This window comes from Streptomyces sp. NPDC057638, assembly GCF_042800315.1.
Taxonomy (GTDB): domain Bacteria; phylum Actinomycetota; class Actinomycetes; order Streptomycetales; family Streptomycetaceae; genus Streptomyces.
This window is the reverse complement of sequence record NZ_JBHVHF010000053.1, coordinates 1-13,166: the sequence shown is the minus strand read 5'-3', so window position 1 is coordinate 13,166 and position 13,166 is coordinate 1. Positions and strand designations below refer to the sequence as shown.

Here is a 13,166-nt window from a genome sequence, read left to right as displayed (position 1 = left end):
GCATCCGGCGCCCATGTCCGCGCACCCGCCGCCCTGGGGACGCGCGCGCACCCGTCACCCTGGCGGCGCGCACGCGTATCCGCCTCTCATAGGAACGTGTACGTCGGCTCTCCCCGACGGTGCCGGGCGCGGCACCAGCCCCCGGCGGGGCGGGGGCTGGGCCGGGGAGGGTCAGATTCCCGCGGAGGCCATCTCGATGATCGACCGGTAGTAGGCGGCGGTCGAGACGACACAGGCCCGGTAGGTGCGGTTGTCCTTGACCACCAGGAAGTAGTCCTTGAGGTTCTTCCAGTACTGGACCAGATAGCCCAGGCCCGGGATGAAGCCCGGCGGCCTCGGCACGAGGGCGAACGCCTCGGAGCACTTCAGGATGCGCTCGGTCGCCTGGGAGAGGACGGTGGCGACCTCGGCGTTCATGTTCCAGCCCGCCGCGAGCTGGGGGTTCCAGATGGCGCCCGCGATCTCCCGGAGCTTCTGCTGCTCCTCCGGGGTGGGGTCGGCCTGCACCCGCTGGACGGCGGGGGTGGGGGCGGTGGCGTGGCTCGTGGCCGCCTGGGCCGTGCCGACCGCGCCGACGGTCAGCAGGGATCCGGCGATGACCAGCGCCATCGCCGGGACGAGTCTGTGCCTCGAAGCGCTCATGGTGTCGTTCCTCCCTGTCGCCCGCCGTGCGGCGGGGTCCGGTGACGGATCAGGTGATGGATCACACGCAGGGCGACAGTGACATGACCATGATCGAACGTCAACGGTGCCTCACCGTCCCGCTCGGCCCCCGGCGCCTTATCCCCTCCTCACCGGGTTCTGCGCCCCTTCTCAGTGGCGGCTCAGACTCCTCTCATCCAGACCGGGGAGGCTCGGTGTCATGACGGACCACTACCGTGAGCAGCCCTACCAGCCGCAGGCGTACGACACCGCCTACCCGCCGCGCCCCACCGAGCCGCCGCAGCCCGTGCCGCACCGCCGGCGCCGGGCGCGCGGGCCGGTCGCCCTGCTGCTGACCGTGGCGGTCGTCGCCGCCACCGTCGGCGGCGGCACCGCGCTCCTCGCCGGTGAGCTCCGCGAGGACCCCGCCACCGGCGGAGCGTCCCCGGTCACCGGCACCCAGGTCTCCACCGGTTCACTCGGCACGGTCGCCGGGGTGGCGCAGGCCGTCACCCCGAGCATCGTCGAGATCAACGCGGGCCGGTCCACCGGCTCCGGCGTGATCAGCAGCGCCGACGGCGAGGTCATCACCAACGCCCACGTCCTGTCCGGCGCCAAGACCGTCCAGGTCCGGCTCAGCGACGGCACCACCCGCACCGCCGACGTCCTCGGCACCGCGCCCGAGAAGGACCTCGCCCTGATCAAGATCCGGGGCGCCAGCGGGCTCAAGGCCGCCACCCTCGGCGACTCCAAGGATCTGCGGGTGGGCCAGGAGGTCGTCGCCATCGGCTCCCCCGAGGGCCTGACCAACACCGTGACCAGCGGAATCATCTCGGCGCTCGACCGCGATGTCACCGTCGCCAAGGAGCCCGACGCCGCCCAGCGCCAGCAGGACCAGCGCTGGCCGTTCGAGTTCGGCGGCCAGCAGTTCAACGGCGACACCGGCGAGTCCACGACCACGTACAAGGCGATCCAGACCGACGCCTCGCTCAACCCCGGCAACTCCGGCGGCGCGCTGATCGACATGCGCGGTCAGATCATCGGGATCAACTCCGCCATATACGCGCCCGCCGCCGCGAGCGGCGCGAGCGCGGGCAGCGTCGGCCTCGGCTTCGCGATACCCGTCGACACCGTCAAGGCCGAGCTGAACGACCTCCGGGGTGGCGCCGGGACTGGCAACGGGTGAGCGGCGGACCGTACGGAACCGGCGGGGCCCGGCGCCCGGCCGACGCGTACGCCATGACGACCGCCCCGCACGAGGTCGGCACCGACCCCCGCAACGGCACGGCCGACCCGTATGACGATGGGCTCGATCCCTACGGGACCGACGCCGCGACCGGCTCGCACGGCGGTGCGATCGGCCCGTACGGCACCCGGGGCGCGACCGGGTCCCACGGGACCGGCGGCGCGGCCGAGCCGTGCGAGGCTGGGCCCATGACGACACCGCGCGAAGGCGACCGCATCCTCATCGTCGACGACGAACCCGCCGTACGGGAGGCGCTCCAGCGCAGCCTCGCCTTCGAGGGGTACGTCACCGAGGTCGCCGCCGACGGGATCGAGGCGCTCGCGGCGGCCGAGGCCAGCCGCCCCGACCTGATCGTGCTGGACATCCAGATGCCCCGGATGGACGGGCTGACCGCCGCCCGCCGACTGCGCCAGGCCGGATCGACCGTGCCGATCCTGATGCTCACCGCCCGCGACACCGTCGGCGACCGGGTCACCGGGCTGGACGCGGGGGCCGACGACTACCTCGTCAAACCGTTCGAGCTGGACGAGCTGTTCGCCCGGATCCGCGCGCTGCTGCGCCGCCGGTCGTACGCGGCGGCCACCGCCGAGACCCCCGGCGAAGACCATGACGTGCTCTCCTTCGCCGATCTGCGGATGAACCTCGCCACCCGCGAGGTGTACCGGGGAGAGCGGCCGGTCGAGCTGACCCGGACCGAGTTCACCCTGCTGGAACTGCTGCTGACCCACCCCCGGCAGGTCCTCACCCGGGAGCAGATCCTCAAATCCGTCTGGGGCTTCGACTTCGAACCGTCGTCGAACTCGCTCGATGTGTACGTGATGTACCTGCGGCGCAAGACCGAGGCGGGCGGCGAGCCGCGTCTGGTGCACACCGTGCGCGGAGTGGGCTATGTGCTGCGCTCCAGCGGCGGTGAGGCGTGACGGGCCCGGTCACCCGGTTCCGCAAGCTGCCCCTCCGGTCCCGGCTGGCGCTGCTGGTGGCCGTCGCCGTCGCGGTCGCGGTGGCCGCCGTCGCCGTCGGTTCCTGGCTGCTCACCCGGACCCAGCTCAACGAGGAGCTGAACGAGACCCTCCGTAACACCCGCGCCTCCAACGAGTCCGTCCAGAGCGCGATGGCCTACTGCGAGAGCGGCGGCACCGGCGAACCCGACTACCCCGCCTTCGCCTACACCCAGCTCATCGGCAAGACCGGCAACCGCTGTGTGGCGCCCGGCTCCACCCCGGTCAAGGTGCGGGCCTCGGACGTCGCCGTGGCCCGGGGGCTGGCCAAGACCACCCTGCACGACAGCGTCACCGACAACGGCACCCCCGTACGGGTCCACACCATCCGCCAGGAGTACGCGCCGAACGAGATCGTCGCCGTCTCCGTCTCCCGGCCGCTGACCGAGATCGAGACCTCGCTGGACCGGCTCGCGCTGCTGCTCACCGGCGTCGCGGGCGTCGGGGTGCTCGGCGCGGGCGCCGCCGGACTCTGGGTGGCGCGGGCCGGACTGGCCCCGGTGGACCGGCTCACCGGCGCGGTCGAACACGTCGCCCGCACCGAGGACCTCACCGTACGGATCCCCGTCGAGGGCGAGGACGAGATCGCCCGGCTCTCCCGCTCCTTCAACTCCATGACCGCCGCCCTCGCCACCTCCCGCGACCGCCAGGCCCGGCTCATCGCCGACGCGGGCCATGAACTGCGCACCCCGCTCACCTCACTGCGGACCAACATCGAACTGCTCGCGCGCAGCGAGGAGACCGGCCGCCAGCTCCCGCCCGGCGACCGCCGCGCCCTGCTGGCCTCGGTGAAGGCCCAGATGACCGAGCTGGCCGCGCTCATCGGCGACCTCCAGGAACTCTCCCGCCCGGACGCCTCCCAGACCGCGCCCCTGACCGTGCTCCCCCTCCACGAGACCGTCCGGACCGCCCTCAAACGCGCCCGCCTGCGCGGCCCCGAACTGACCTTCACCACCGATCTGCGCCCCTGGTACGTCCGTGCCGAACCCACCTCCCTGGAGCGCGCACTGGTGAACGTGCTGGACAACGCGGTGAAGTTCTCCCCGCCGAAGGGCACGGTGGAGATCCGGCTGGCGGACGGCGTGCTGACCGTGCGCGACCACGGTCCCGGCATCCCCGCCGATGAACTCCCCCATGTCTTCGAACGCTTCTGGCGCTCCCCCTCCGCCCGCGCCCTGCCGGGCTCCGGCCTCGGCCTGTCGATCGTGGCCCGTACGGTCCAGCAGGCGGGCGGCGAGGTCACCCTGACCCCGGCACCGGGCGGCGGCACCCTGGCCACCCTGCGGCTCCCGGGCGCGTCGCAGCCACCCCCGGGGGAGCCGGGCGCGGGCTAGGACCTGTCCTAGATCGCCGTCCGCCGGGACCGCTCGTAGACATCGCGCGCGGCGGCGCTCGTACGGTACGGACCCAGCAGGGGGCCGATGCTGGCGACATGGCGGTCGACGCGCCCCGAATGCACCGAGGAGTGCGCCTCCAGGACGCGGCTCCAGGTCTGGCAGGCGGCTTCCAGATGCCCCTTCTCCAGTTGCCGCTCGGCGAGGATCGAACTGAAGCGCAGATCGGAGCGGAGCGTCTCCTCCGGGCCGCGCAGCCGGAAATGCGACTCCAGGGACTCGATGCTGCCTGATACGTCTCCGAGGTAATAGCGGACCTGCGCGGCGTGATAGGCGACAGTGGAGGGGCCGTAGCCTCGCTGCTTACCGGAGCTTTCGGCCTGGTCCATCGCTCTCTCGGCCTCCCGCATACTGCTCAGTGCCGAGGACCGATCACCCGCCACCGCGTAACAATGGGCCTGCTGTCCAGCGAAGAACGCACGCAGCCGGGGGCCCGATTCCGGAGCTGCCACCGCTGCGGCGTCGGCGAGGGCCACGGCTCGCGCGCCATGCTCCAGATCGACGGCCTGGGCCGACATCCCCCGGAGCAGATAGCAGTACGTCAGATGGTCGCCACCGGCTCCCGCCAGCTCAAGTCCCCTCACGTAATACCGCTGTGCCAGCCCCTGGAGCCCTTCGTCCACGGCCATCCAGCCCAGGCAGTAGCAGAGGTACGCGGCGGCGGATGTCATGGCCTCGCGGACCTCGGCGGGGCCCTCCGTCCGGAGGTACGGCACCACGGTCTTCACCAGGAATGTGGCCGCCATCGGTCGTGTATGCCGCGCGCCGAGCTGCTCATAGGTCGTGAACAGGCTCTCCGTCATCCTTCTGACCACATCCACGTCCGACATTCCTATCCGTCGAACGGACCCCGACCCTACGGATTCCATCCTGCCCACGACGTCCCGCCAGTCAGGAACGGCCAGCGCCACGGAGAAGAGGCCGGCTCCGACAAAGCCACGACGTTCCATGTCCTGTCTCCCTAGGTCGAACAATGCATCCACCGTGGAATGGCTGCGCGTTTCCTGTGGAGTGGGGAACCCGGCTTCTTCATGCGTGACCAGTCGGCCTAACCGACGTGCCAGCGCCTCCAGGATCAGCGGACGGACGGCCGCTTTGGGCATGTGCCCCTTAAACCATTGATGAACAGCGGCGGCTGAGTAACTACATGGCGTGCCTCGTTCGGTGCCCACGCGATTGACCGAACACGCGAACTGTCTGAGCGTCCACCCGGTCTCGCGGTACAGCTGTTCTAGTGCCTGGTTGGGCTCCCGCATCGCCACAATCCAGCTCCTCAGCGGCGTTTGAAGCTTTTGATCCTCAGCGCGCTCTCAACGGTACCCCTCTGTGTGACGACGCGGTTGCCTAGAGCACACGGCTCATCCAAAGCGAGGTCCCATGACCGACGAGTCACGACACCCCGTCGAAGACCACGGCACGGAACAACCGGCCAACCAGGCCGATGACGGGCAGGCCGAGTCCCCGTTGATAAGGCTTCTGCGCCAAAAGGTCCGTGAGATCAACCACCTGCGGCGGAGGCTGCCATGACCCGCTTATGGCACTGGGTCACCATCGCGCTGGGATCCGCCGAGGCCCGGCTCGGCCTCGGGTTCGCGCTCATGCGGCTGCGGGAAGACGCCGGGGCGGCGTGGCTCGACGCCGAGGTGGAGCGGTTGCTGGTGGCCGGGGCCGAGGAAGGGGAGCCGGGGTGAGCGGCCCGCCGGGCGCGTACCGGCTGCCGCCGTCGTATCTCTGTTACGTCCTCGCCGAAGGGCCCGTGTACCGGTCCGGGCAGATCCTCCCGTACATCCTCGCCACCCTGCGGACCCGGTCGCCGGAGAGCGCGCTGGAGTGGCTCCAGGGGCAGGCGCGGCGGGTCGCCGGTCTGCTGGATCCCGAGCCGACGCGGTCACGGTGGGTGACGCCCGCGATGCGCATGGGCCGGGTGCCCGTGCCCGACGCGCCCACGGAGATGCGGGTGTGGAGCGATGACCCCGATGAGGCGCGGGCCGCACGGGAGCGGCTGGCGCACGGGGTGGCCGTCTCCGTCGTGGTGCCCGACGGGCCCGACCGGTACACGTTCGCGATCTGTCCCCGACCGGCCCGGCGGCTCCTGGTGGCGCCGGTCTTCCCCCTCCGCGACCAGCTCCGGGATCGATTCCTCGACCAGTCGCCCGATCAGCGGAAGAACAGGTGAACCATGTCCCGTACCGGTCGTGACCACGCCCTCGCGTCCCGCGAGAGCGTGAGCGCCCGCTACCGCGACGGCGAGACCCTCACGGCGCTCGCCCGCGAGTTCGGTGTCAGTGATGCCTGGCTGCGCCAGCGGCTGGCCGCCTGGGGCGTGCCCGTGCGCGGGGTGCGCGAGGCCCGGCTGCTGCGGGGCGCGTCCGCCCGGGAGGACCACGACGGCTGTTCCGTCTGCCGTGAGCTGGCGGCAGCCGAGCGGGCGGCCGCCCTCGCCCGGGACCACTCCCGCGCCACCGACTGCCGGGTACTGATCCGGCGCCACCTCGGCCGCCCGCCCGGGTCAGGCCCGCTCAGCCCGTCGGTGGGAACGCCGTGAGCGGGCGCGCGAAGCAGAGGGAGTCCTCCGCCCCCGCGTACGGGCCGTAGTTGGGGATCCGGGCGTATCCACAGCGGGTGTAGAAGCGGATCGCGGCCGTCAGGCGGCTGCCGGTCTCGATGCGCAGACTGGACCAGCCCTCGTCGCGGGCCCACTCCTCCATGGCGCGCAGCAGCAGCGCGGCGGCGCCCGAGCCCCGGTGGGCCGGGTCCACGTACATCCGCTTCACCTCGCCCGTGACGGTGTCCAGCGCGCGCAGGCCGCCGCAGGCGACCGGAGTTTCCTCCGCGTACGCCACGAAGAACGCGGCGACATCGGCGGCGGACGGCGGCGGCCCCGGTTCGCTGGCCGTGGAGGCGTAGATCTCGGCGATCTCGTCACGCTGGAGGGCGCGGAGGGCGGTGGCGTCGGGGTCGTCCCACGGGACCTGTCTGATCTGCATACCGGCGATTCTGCGTGCCCCGTGTTAACCCCGAGTTAAACGAGTCAGTTGTGGCGGATGAGGGATTCGACCAGGCCGGGGCGGGTGGCGGGGAAGTCCAGCGGTACGACGCCGAGCCCCCGCCAGGAGGTGGCGGCACCGTCGAGGAGGGAGTGCACCCGGGGGTTGAGCGCGTCGGAGTTCCAGCGCGGCGGCAGCAGGGCCGAGGTGGAGACGTAGTTGACGAAGAGCCTGCCCGGCTGGGCCACGGCCTTGCGGAAGTGGGCCTCGATCTTGGGGTACTTGGCGCCGGGCGCCGCGTTCCAGTCGTCCTGGATGTCGAAGAGCGCGCCGTCCCCGTACCGCACTCCTGGCAGTCCGCCGTTGTCGCCGAGGAGGACGACCCGGCCCCGCGCCGCACCGAGGGCGGGCAGGGTGATCCCGGTGTCGATATGGAAGAGCGGGCGCCAGCCCTTGGTGTCGAGGTAGATGTCGAAGATCCGGCGGAACGTCTCGTCGCTCTCGGTCGAGTACTCCTGCTTGACCCGCATCAACACGGTTTCGGAGGGGTGCGCGGCGAGGAAGTCCCGGCAGGCGATGAGGACATCGCCGAACATCAGGTGCTGGAAGGCGGCGCCGTGGTGAATGGCGTACGCGTCGCCGGTGACCCGGCAGCGGATGTCCAGGAAGCGGATCCCGCTCATGAGCTGCTGGGCGATGGTGGTGTTCTGGCACTCGGCCCAGGGGCCGCCGAAACGGGCGCCGGAGTCATGGGTCCCGGGGATGGTGAGGCGGGCGAGGGGGGTGGTGTCCGGGTGGGCGGCCATCCAGACGCTGGTGGCGGCCGTGGCCCGGGGTGCGGCGGCCAGGAGGGTCGTGGTGGTGGCGGTGGCGAGGGCGGCGGCGAGGAAGGTCCGTCTCTGCATGGGGGTGGATTATGGCGTGGGCATGTCATATAGGCCAGGGCGCGGGAGACACGAGGACCGCGCCCCCGGGGTGGGAGCGCGGCCCATGGTGTTTCAGAACTCGCCGTTCACACGAGTCGCCGTTCGGCGATCGGTGGTCGCGAGCCGCCGTTCAGGAGTCGGCGTTCAGGACGGCGACTACCGGATGACCGAGATCCGGCCCAGGGCCGGGGGCGTCAGCGGGGCCGACGCGGACGAGCCCGCGAAGTACGTCAGCAGCACGTCCAGGTCGGAGGCGCCCACCAGCTTGTTGGTGTGCTCCTTCAGTACGGAGAAACCGTCACCGCCACCGGAGAGGAACTCGTTCATCGCGACCCGGTAGGTCCGCGCCGGGTCGATCGGCTGCCCGTTGAGCCGCACCGAGTCCGCCACGATCCGGTCGGCGCCGGTCTTGGTCAGGTCCAGGGTGTAGGTGAAGCCCTTCGAGACCTGGAGGATCTTCGGGGAGTTCTGGTTCGGGCCGCTGACCTGCTGGCGCAGCGCGGTGAGCACCTGGGAACCGGTCAGCGAGACCACGTTCATCATGTTGGTGAACGGCTGCACGGTGAACGCCTCGCCGTAGGTCACCACGCCATCGCCCTCGGCACCGGTCGCCTTGTGCGTCAGCCCGGCGCGGATACCGCCCGGGTTCATCAGCGCGAACTCCGCGCCGCCCTTGTCGGCCGGCGCCAGCGCCGTGAGCTGCGCGTCGGCGATCAGATTGCCGAGCGGGCGCTCCTCGGTGAGCGGGTTCTCGATGTCGGCGGAGATATGGCCGACGGGACGGCCCGCGACGGGCGCGGCCAGCGCGTTCCAGCGCTCGATGAGCGCGGTCATGTCGGGCGCCTTCGGCACGTCACGGGTGACGACGTGGTTGGCGGAGGCGACCGAGGTGCGCACGATGTCCTTGGTGCGGCGGTCGTAGGTCAGCGTGGTGTCGGTGTAGAGCCGCCCGAAGGAGGCCGCCGAGGTGACCGTGCGCGGCTTCCCGGCCGGGTCGGGGATGGTGCACGCGTACGCCTGGTGGGTGTGGCCGGTGACCAGCGCGTCCACCTGCGGGCTGACGTTCTTGGCGATGTCGACGATCGGCCCGGAGATGCCGTCGCCGGGACCGGGGCTGTCGCAGTTGTAGTTGTACGAGGTGGAGGCGGGCGAGCCGCCCTCGTGCAGCAGCGCGACGATGGACTTGACGCCCTTGCGCTCCAGGATCCGGGTGTACTTGTTGATCGCCTCGACCTCGTCGCCGAACTTCAGGCCCTTGATGCCCTCGGCGTTGACGATGTCCGGGGTGCCCTCCAGCGTGACCCCGACGAAGCCGATCTTGACGCCGTTCTTCTCCCAGATGAAGTACGGGTCGAGCAGCGGGCGCCCGTTGCGCTCATGGGTCACGTTGGAGGTGAGGTACGGGAAGTCCGCGCCCTCGAACCGCTTGCCCTGCTCGTAACAGCCCTCGGTGGGGTGACAGCCACCGTCCTGGATCCGCGCCAGCTCCCGGGCGCCCTCGTCGAACTCGTGGTTGCCCACGGACGAGACGTCCAGCTTCAGCTTGTTGAGCGCCTCGATGGTGGGCTCGTCGTGGAAGAGGCCGGAGAGCAGCGGGGTGGCGCCGATCATGTCACCGGCGGCGGCGGTGATGGAGTAGCGGTTCCCCTTGCGGGCCTCGCGCAGATGGGTGGCCAGGTACTCCGTACCGCCCGCGTCGATGGTGCGGGTGGTGCCGTCGGGGTTGGTGTGGGTGACCCGGCCCGAGGAGCCGGACGGCGGCTGGAGATGGCCGTGGAGGTCGTTGAAGGAGAGCAACTGCACATCGACCATGCGGCCGTGGCCGTGGCCTCGCTCGTAGGACTCCGAGGAGCCACCGGGCATGGCGGCGACGAGCGCGCCGATCGTGGTCAGTCCGGCGACGGCGCCGAGCAGGCGGCGACGGGTCCGATGCGGTCTCGCTGACATCTCTCCCCTTGACGGTGAGCGGTGGGAACGGGGGAGCAGGCGGCCCGGGACGCGTGGACACACCGGACCGGAGCCTGCGAGCGCAGCCTAGAGTCAACGCGCGTAGCTCGAACAGAGGCATGAGATTACGACATGGTTGCCTTCCGGCCAGCGGGCGGCGGCAACGCGCTCCCGGCCACGCGGGCCGCCCGGGCGGCGCACTGTGGCCACGCGGCGCGGTACTCCCGGCCAGCGCCGGTCGGACTCCGGCCAGGAGCGGCGGCATTCCCGGCCAATGCCGGTGGCACTCCGGCCACTGCCGGTGCCACTCCAGCCAATACCGGTGCCACTCCGGCCACTGCCGGTGCCGCGATCAACCCCCCGGGCCCGTCCCGAGTCCCTCTCTGCGATGGCGGCTCCCCCCTCCGGGCCTTCACAGTCACTCCCGGCCGGGGAGCCGTCATCGCCAGCACGGCCGCACACCGCGTCCGGCGCGGAGAGCGCCTTCGCGGAGAGCACCGTGAGCCGCCTTGAGCCGTCTTGAGTCGCCTTGAGTCGCCTTGAGTCGCCTTGAGCATCTTCACAGCGTCTTCAGCGTCCTCAGCGCCTCGGCTGGCGCGCCCGCTCAGACCAGATGGTCGAACTCGCCCGCCTTCACCCCGAGGATGAACGCCCGCAGCTTCGCCACGGATGTCGTGATGACCAGATCGGGAACGTCGCTCTCCCGCAGCTTGATCTCGTCCTCGACCCGGGCCAGTTCGACACAGTCCTGGTTGGGATCGGGGCCCGAGAACGACGACTTCTGCCAGATTATTCGGTCGGTCATGCGCGGTGACTCACAGTTCCCTAGCGACGCGGCGGATGAAGAGACGTGACCGTTCGGGGTCGAGCGCGATCGAGCGCACCGAGTCGAGCAGCGTCCGATAGCGCGCGAGCTGCGCCTCCGCGTCCAGGAATCCCCCGTCGAAAGCGCTGTCGAGCTGCACGGTGTCCAGCCGGGGGATCGTCGCCCCCGCGTAGAGCATCGAGTGGACGGAACTGGTGATCCGGGCCTCGAACGGGATCACCCGCAGCGTCACGCCCGGACATCGCGACATCTCGCAGAGGAACTCCAGTTGGGCCCGCATGGTGTCCGGCGCGCAGTACCGCATCCTCAGCGCCGTCTCGTGCACCAGGGCCTCGTACGCCGGGGGGCTCGGCCGGTCGAGGATGCGGCGCCGGGCCGCCCGGTGCCGTACCCGGGCGTTCAGTTCGCCGGGCGGGAGGTCGGAGATCCCGCCGAGCATCAGCTCACGGGAGTAGTCGGGCGTCTGGAGCAGCCCCGGAATGTGGAGCGTCTGGATGCAGCGCAGATACGTGGCGTGGTGCTCCAGCTCCGCGAGATCGAGGAAACCGGGCGAGAGCACGCCCCGGTACTCCTCCCACCAGCCCTTCGTCCGCTCCTCCGCCATCCCGGCGAGCGCGTCCACGAGATGGCGGTCGCCGGCCGAGTAGTGGGTGGCCAGCCGGCGTACCCGCTCGGCGCTCACGCCGTAACGGCCCGACTCGATATGGCTGATCTGCGCCCGCTCACCGCCCAGGAACGCGGCGGCGACACTGCCCGACATTCCCGCGCGCTCACGGAGCTTGCGCAACTCGGCGCCCAACCGCTTCTGACGGGCGGTCGGATAGCTCCTCGGCGGCACGGCGTCCTCCCTCCCTGGGCACCCTGAGGCCACAGCGTGCGCGCCCACTCTGCCACGGTCCCTCCCGAAGGGTGCGACGGCCGTAACACGGTTGCTCCCGTGGTGAGACGTGTTCTGGGAGGGGAGGCGGGGCGGTCGCGTACGGGATTGCCGGGGTGGTCCCGTAGGGGATTGCCCGGGTGGTCCCGTACGGAGGCACCGGCCGCGTCCCGGAGGTCGACCGTCCACCACGCACCGGCCCCCGCACGCACTCCACGGCCCGCTCCGGCGTCGGCGCCGACCCCCGCCGTAGGCTCTTCCCATGACGACTGACCCAGTGATCCCCGAGCCCGGCAGGCAGATCCAGAGCCTCGACGAGCTGACGGCCGCGCAGGCGGAGGACGTGCTCGCCGTGCTCGCGGCGGCGGCCGAGTCCGACGGGACCCAGGCCGTCTCCGAACAGGGACGGCTCCAGTTGCGCGGCGGCTACCGCGAGGGCGTACGGCACTTCCTGCTCACCAGCGGCGGCGAGCTGGTCGGCTACGCGCAACTGGAGGACACCGACCCCGTCGAGGCGCCCGCCGCCGAGCTGGTCGTCCACCCCTCCCACCGGGGGCGCGGCCACGGCCGGGCGCTCGGCAACGCGCTGCTGGCCGCCTCCGGCAAGCGGCTGCGGGTGTGGGCCCACGGCGGGCGCTCGGCCGCGCGCCATCTCGCGCAGGTCCTCGGGCTGACCCTCTTCCGCGAGCTGCGCCAGCTGCGGCGGCCGCTGGAGCCGCTGGACATCCCCGAGCCGGTCTATCCGCCGGGGGTCACCGTGCGCACCTTCGTCCCGGGACAGGACGACGCCGCCTGGCTCGCCGTCAACGCCGCCGCCTTCGCCCACCACCCCGAGCAGGGCTCGCTCACCCAGCGGGACCTCGACGACCGGATGAACGAGCCCTGGTTCGACCCCCGGGGCTTCTTCCTGGCCGAGCGCGGCGCTGATGCCGGTGGGAGCGACGGTACCGGTGGTGCCGGTGGTGCCGGTGGCGAGCTGGTCGGCTTCCACTGGACCAAGGTCCACGCCACCGAACGGCTCGGCGAGGTCTATGTGGTCGGGGTCCGCCCGGACGCCCAGGGCGGCGGTCTGGGCAAGGCGCTCACCGCGACCGGGCTGCGGTATCTGGCCTCGGAGGCGCTGCCGACGGCGATGCTGTACGTCGACGCCGACAACACGGCCGCCGTGACCGTCTACGAGCGGCTCGGCTTCACCACCCACGAGATCGACCTGATGTACCGCACGGAGACCTGATCCGGAGCCCGGCATCACCAGGACCTGATCGGGCCCCCACCGGGTCCACCAGGTCCACCGTGGGCCGCGCCCCTCGCCGGGGCGCGGCC

At 71.4% G+C, this 13,166-nt stretch carries 15 protein-coding genes; 8 read left to right on the top strand and 7 right to left on the bottom strand.

Features of this window, described 5'->3' with window-relative positions:
• Nucleotides 1–171: 171 nt before the first annotated feature.
• The gene (locus ACFVIM_RS10570) at nt 172–642 is read right to left on the bottom strand and encodes a hypothetical protein (RefSeq protein WP_384300301.1); all 471 of its coding nucleotides are present in this window, start codon (nt 640–642) and stop codon (nt 172–174) included.
• A gap of 220 nt (nt 643–862) precedes the next feature.
• Here ACFVIM_RS10570 and ACFVIM_RS10565 point away from each other — a divergent pair, with 220 nt between their 5' ends.
• From ACFVIM_RS10565 to ACFVIM_RS10555, 3 genes are all read left to right on the top strand, one after another.
• Nucleotides 863–1,828, top strand: coding sequence for a S1C family serine protease (locus ACFVIM_RS10565; protein WP_384300300.1), 966 nt, complete (start codon nt 863–865; stop codon nt 1,826–1,828).
• A gap of 248 nt (nt 1,829–2,076) precedes the next feature.
• Nucleotides 2,077–2,808, top strand: a complete 732-nt coding sequence (locus tag ACFVIM_RS10560; protein ID WP_384300320.1) for a response regulator transcription factor — start codon at nt 2,077–2,079, stop codon at nt 2,806–2,808.
• A complete protein-coding gene (locus ACFVIM_RS10555; protein WP_384300299.1) occupies nt 2,805–4,220 on the top strand; it encodes a sensor histidine kinase in 1,416 nt (471 codons plus the stop codon). The genes ACFVIM_RS10560 and ACFVIM_RS10555 overlap by 4 nt, the downstream gene beginning before the upstream one ends.
• Nucleotides 4,221–4,228: 8 nt before the next feature.
• On the opposite strand, the gene ACFVIM_RS10550 is transcribed toward ACFVIM_RS10555, so the two are convergent.
• Nucleotides 4,229–5,083 carry a transcriptional regulator gene (locus ACFVIM_RS10550; protein ID WP_384300298.1) on the bottom strand — a complete coding sequence of 285 codons (855 nt, stop codon included), beginning with the start codon at nt 5,081–5,083 and terminating at the stop codon, nt 4,229–4,231.
• Nucleotides 5,084–5,657: 574 nt separating this feature from the next.
• Here ACFVIM_RS10550 and ACFVIM_RS10545 point away from each other — a divergent pair.
• Genes ACFVIM_RS10545 through ACFVIM_RS10530 form a run of 4 tightly spaced genes read left to right on the top strand, consistent with a single transcriptional unit; the run spans nt 5,658 to nt 6,825 of the window.
• Nucleotides 5,658–5,807, top strand: a complete 150-nt coding sequence (locus tag ACFVIM_RS10545; protein ID WP_384300297.1) for a hypothetical protein — start codon at nt 5,658–5,660, stop codon at nt 5,805–5,807.
• On the top strand, nt 5,804–5,971 hold the full coding sequence (locus tag ACFVIM_RS10540) for a hypothetical protein (RefSeq protein WP_384300296.1): 168 nt from the start codon (nt 5,804–5,806) through the stop codon (nt 5,969–5,971). Before ACFVIM_RS10545 ends, ACFVIM_RS10540 begins: the two co-directional genes overlap by 4 nt.
• Entirely contained in the window at nt 5,968–6,456 is a 489-nt protein-coding gene (locus ACFVIM_RS10535; RefSeq protein ID WP_384300295.1) for a hypothetical protein, read from the top strand. Before ACFVIM_RS10540 ends, ACFVIM_RS10535 begins: the two co-directional genes overlap by 4 nt.
• 3 nt (nt 6,457–6,459) lie before the next feature.
• Complete coding sequence (locus ACFVIM_RS10530) at nt 6,460–6,825, top strand: hypothetical protein (RefSeq protein ID WP_384300294.1); 366 nt, start codon at nt 6,460–6,462, stop codon at nt 6,823–6,825.
• On the opposite strand, the gene ACFVIM_RS10525 is transcribed toward ACFVIM_RS10530, so the two are convergent.
• The 5 genes from ACFVIM_RS10525 to ACFVIM_RS10505 form a co-directional block, all read right to left on the bottom strand.
• Nucleotides 6,800–7,267 (bottom strand): GNAT family N-acetyltransferase, encoded by a 468-nt coding sequence (locus ACFVIM_RS10525; RefSeq protein ID WP_384300293.1) that lies wholly within the window; start codon nt 7,265–7,267, stop codon nt 6,800–6,802. The two genes, ACFVIM_RS10530 and ACFVIM_RS10525, sit on opposite strands and share 26 nt — an antisense overlap.
• Nucleotides 7,268–7,311: 44 nt before the next feature.
• A complete protein-coding gene (locus ACFVIM_RS10520; RefSeq protein WP_384300292.1) occupies nt 7,312–8,172 on the bottom strand; it encodes a phosphatidylinositol-specific phospholipase C in 861 nt (286 codons plus the stop codon).
• Nucleotides 8,173–8,349: 177 nt separating this feature from the next.
• The gene (locus tag ACFVIM_RS10515; RefSeq protein ID WP_384300291.1) at nt 8,350–10,140 is read right to left on the bottom strand and encodes a bifunctional metallophosphatase/5'-nucleotidase; all 1,791 of its coding nucleotides are present in this window, start codon (nt 10,138–10,140) and stop codon (nt 8,350–8,352) included.
• A gap of 604 nt (nt 10,141–10,744) precedes the next feature.
• The gene (locus tag ACFVIM_RS10510) at nt 10,745–10,945 is read right to left on the bottom strand and encodes a DUF397 domain-containing protein (protein WP_384300290.1); all 201 of its coding nucleotides are present in this window, start codon (nt 10,943–10,945) and stop codon (nt 10,745–10,747) included.
• Nucleotides 10,946–10,955: 10 nt separating this feature from the next.
• Complete coding sequence (locus tag ACFVIM_RS10505; RefSeq protein WP_384300289.1) at nt 10,956–11,804, bottom strand: helix-turn-helix domain-containing protein; 849 nt, start codon at nt 11,802–11,804, stop codon at nt 10,956–10,958.
• A 301-nt stretch (nt 11,805–12,105) separates the two neighbouring features.
• On the opposite strand from ACFVIM_RS10505, the gene mshD reads away from it, so the two are divergent.
• A complete protein-coding gene (gene mshD, locus ACFVIM_RS10500) occupies nt 12,106–13,077 on the top strand; it encodes a mycothiol synthase (RefSeq protein ID WP_384300288.1) in 972 nt (323 codons plus the stop codon).
• Nucleotides 13,078–13,166 lie beyond the last annotated feature (89 nt).

Excerpts from the sequence above, each read along its gene's own strand:
- ACFVIM_RS10570 (WP_384300301.1), bottom strand. The coding sequence starts at position 642 with ATGAGCGCTTCGAGGCACAGACTCGTCCCGGCGATGGCGCTGGTCATC.
- ACFVIM_RS10565 (WP_384300300.1), top strand. The coding sequence starts at position 863 with ATGACGGACCACTACCGTGAGCAGCCCTACCAGCCGCAGGCGTACGAC.
- ACFVIM_RS10560 (WP_384300320.1), top strand. The coding sequence starts at position 2,077 with ATGACGACACCGCGCGAAGGCGACCGCATCCTCATCGTCGACGACGAA.
- ACFVIM_RS10550 (WP_384300298.1), bottom strand. The coding sequence starts at position 5,083 with ATGACGGAGAGCCTGTTCACGACCTATGAGCAGCTCGGCGCGCGGCAT.
- ACFVIM_RS10545 (WP_384300297.1), top strand. The coding sequence starts at position 5,658 with ATGACCGACGAGTCACGACACCCCGTCGAAGACCACGGCACGGAACAA.
- ACFVIM_RS10540 (WP_384300296.1), top strand. The coding sequence starts at position 5,804 with ATGACCCGCTTATGGCACTGGGTCACCATCGCGCTGGGATCCGCCGAG.
- ACFVIM_RS10530 (WP_384300294.1), top strand. The coding sequence starts at position 6,460 with ATGTCCCGTACCGGTCGTGACCACGCCCTCGCGTCCCGCGAGAGCGTG.
- ACFVIM_RS10525 (WP_384300293.1), bottom strand. The coding sequence starts at position 7,267 with ATGCAGATCAGACAGGTCCCGTGGGACGACCCCGACGCCACCGCCCTC.
- ACFVIM_RS10520 (WP_384300292.1), bottom strand. The coding sequence starts at position 8,172 with ATGCAGAGACGGACCTTCCTCGCCGCCGCCCTCGCCACCGCCACCACC.
- ACFVIM_RS10515 (WP_384300291.1), bottom strand. The coding sequence starts at position 10,140 with ATGTCAGCGAGACCGCATCGGACCCGTCGCCGCCTGCTCGGCGCCGTC.
- ACFVIM_RS10510 (WP_384300290.1), bottom strand. The coding sequence starts at position 10,945 with ATGACCGACCGAATAATCTGGCAGAAGTCGTCGTTCTCGGGCCCCGAT.
- mshD (WP_384300288.1), top strand. The coding sequence starts at position 12,106 with ATGACGACTGACCCAGTGATCCCCGAGCCCGGCAGGCAGATCCAGAGC.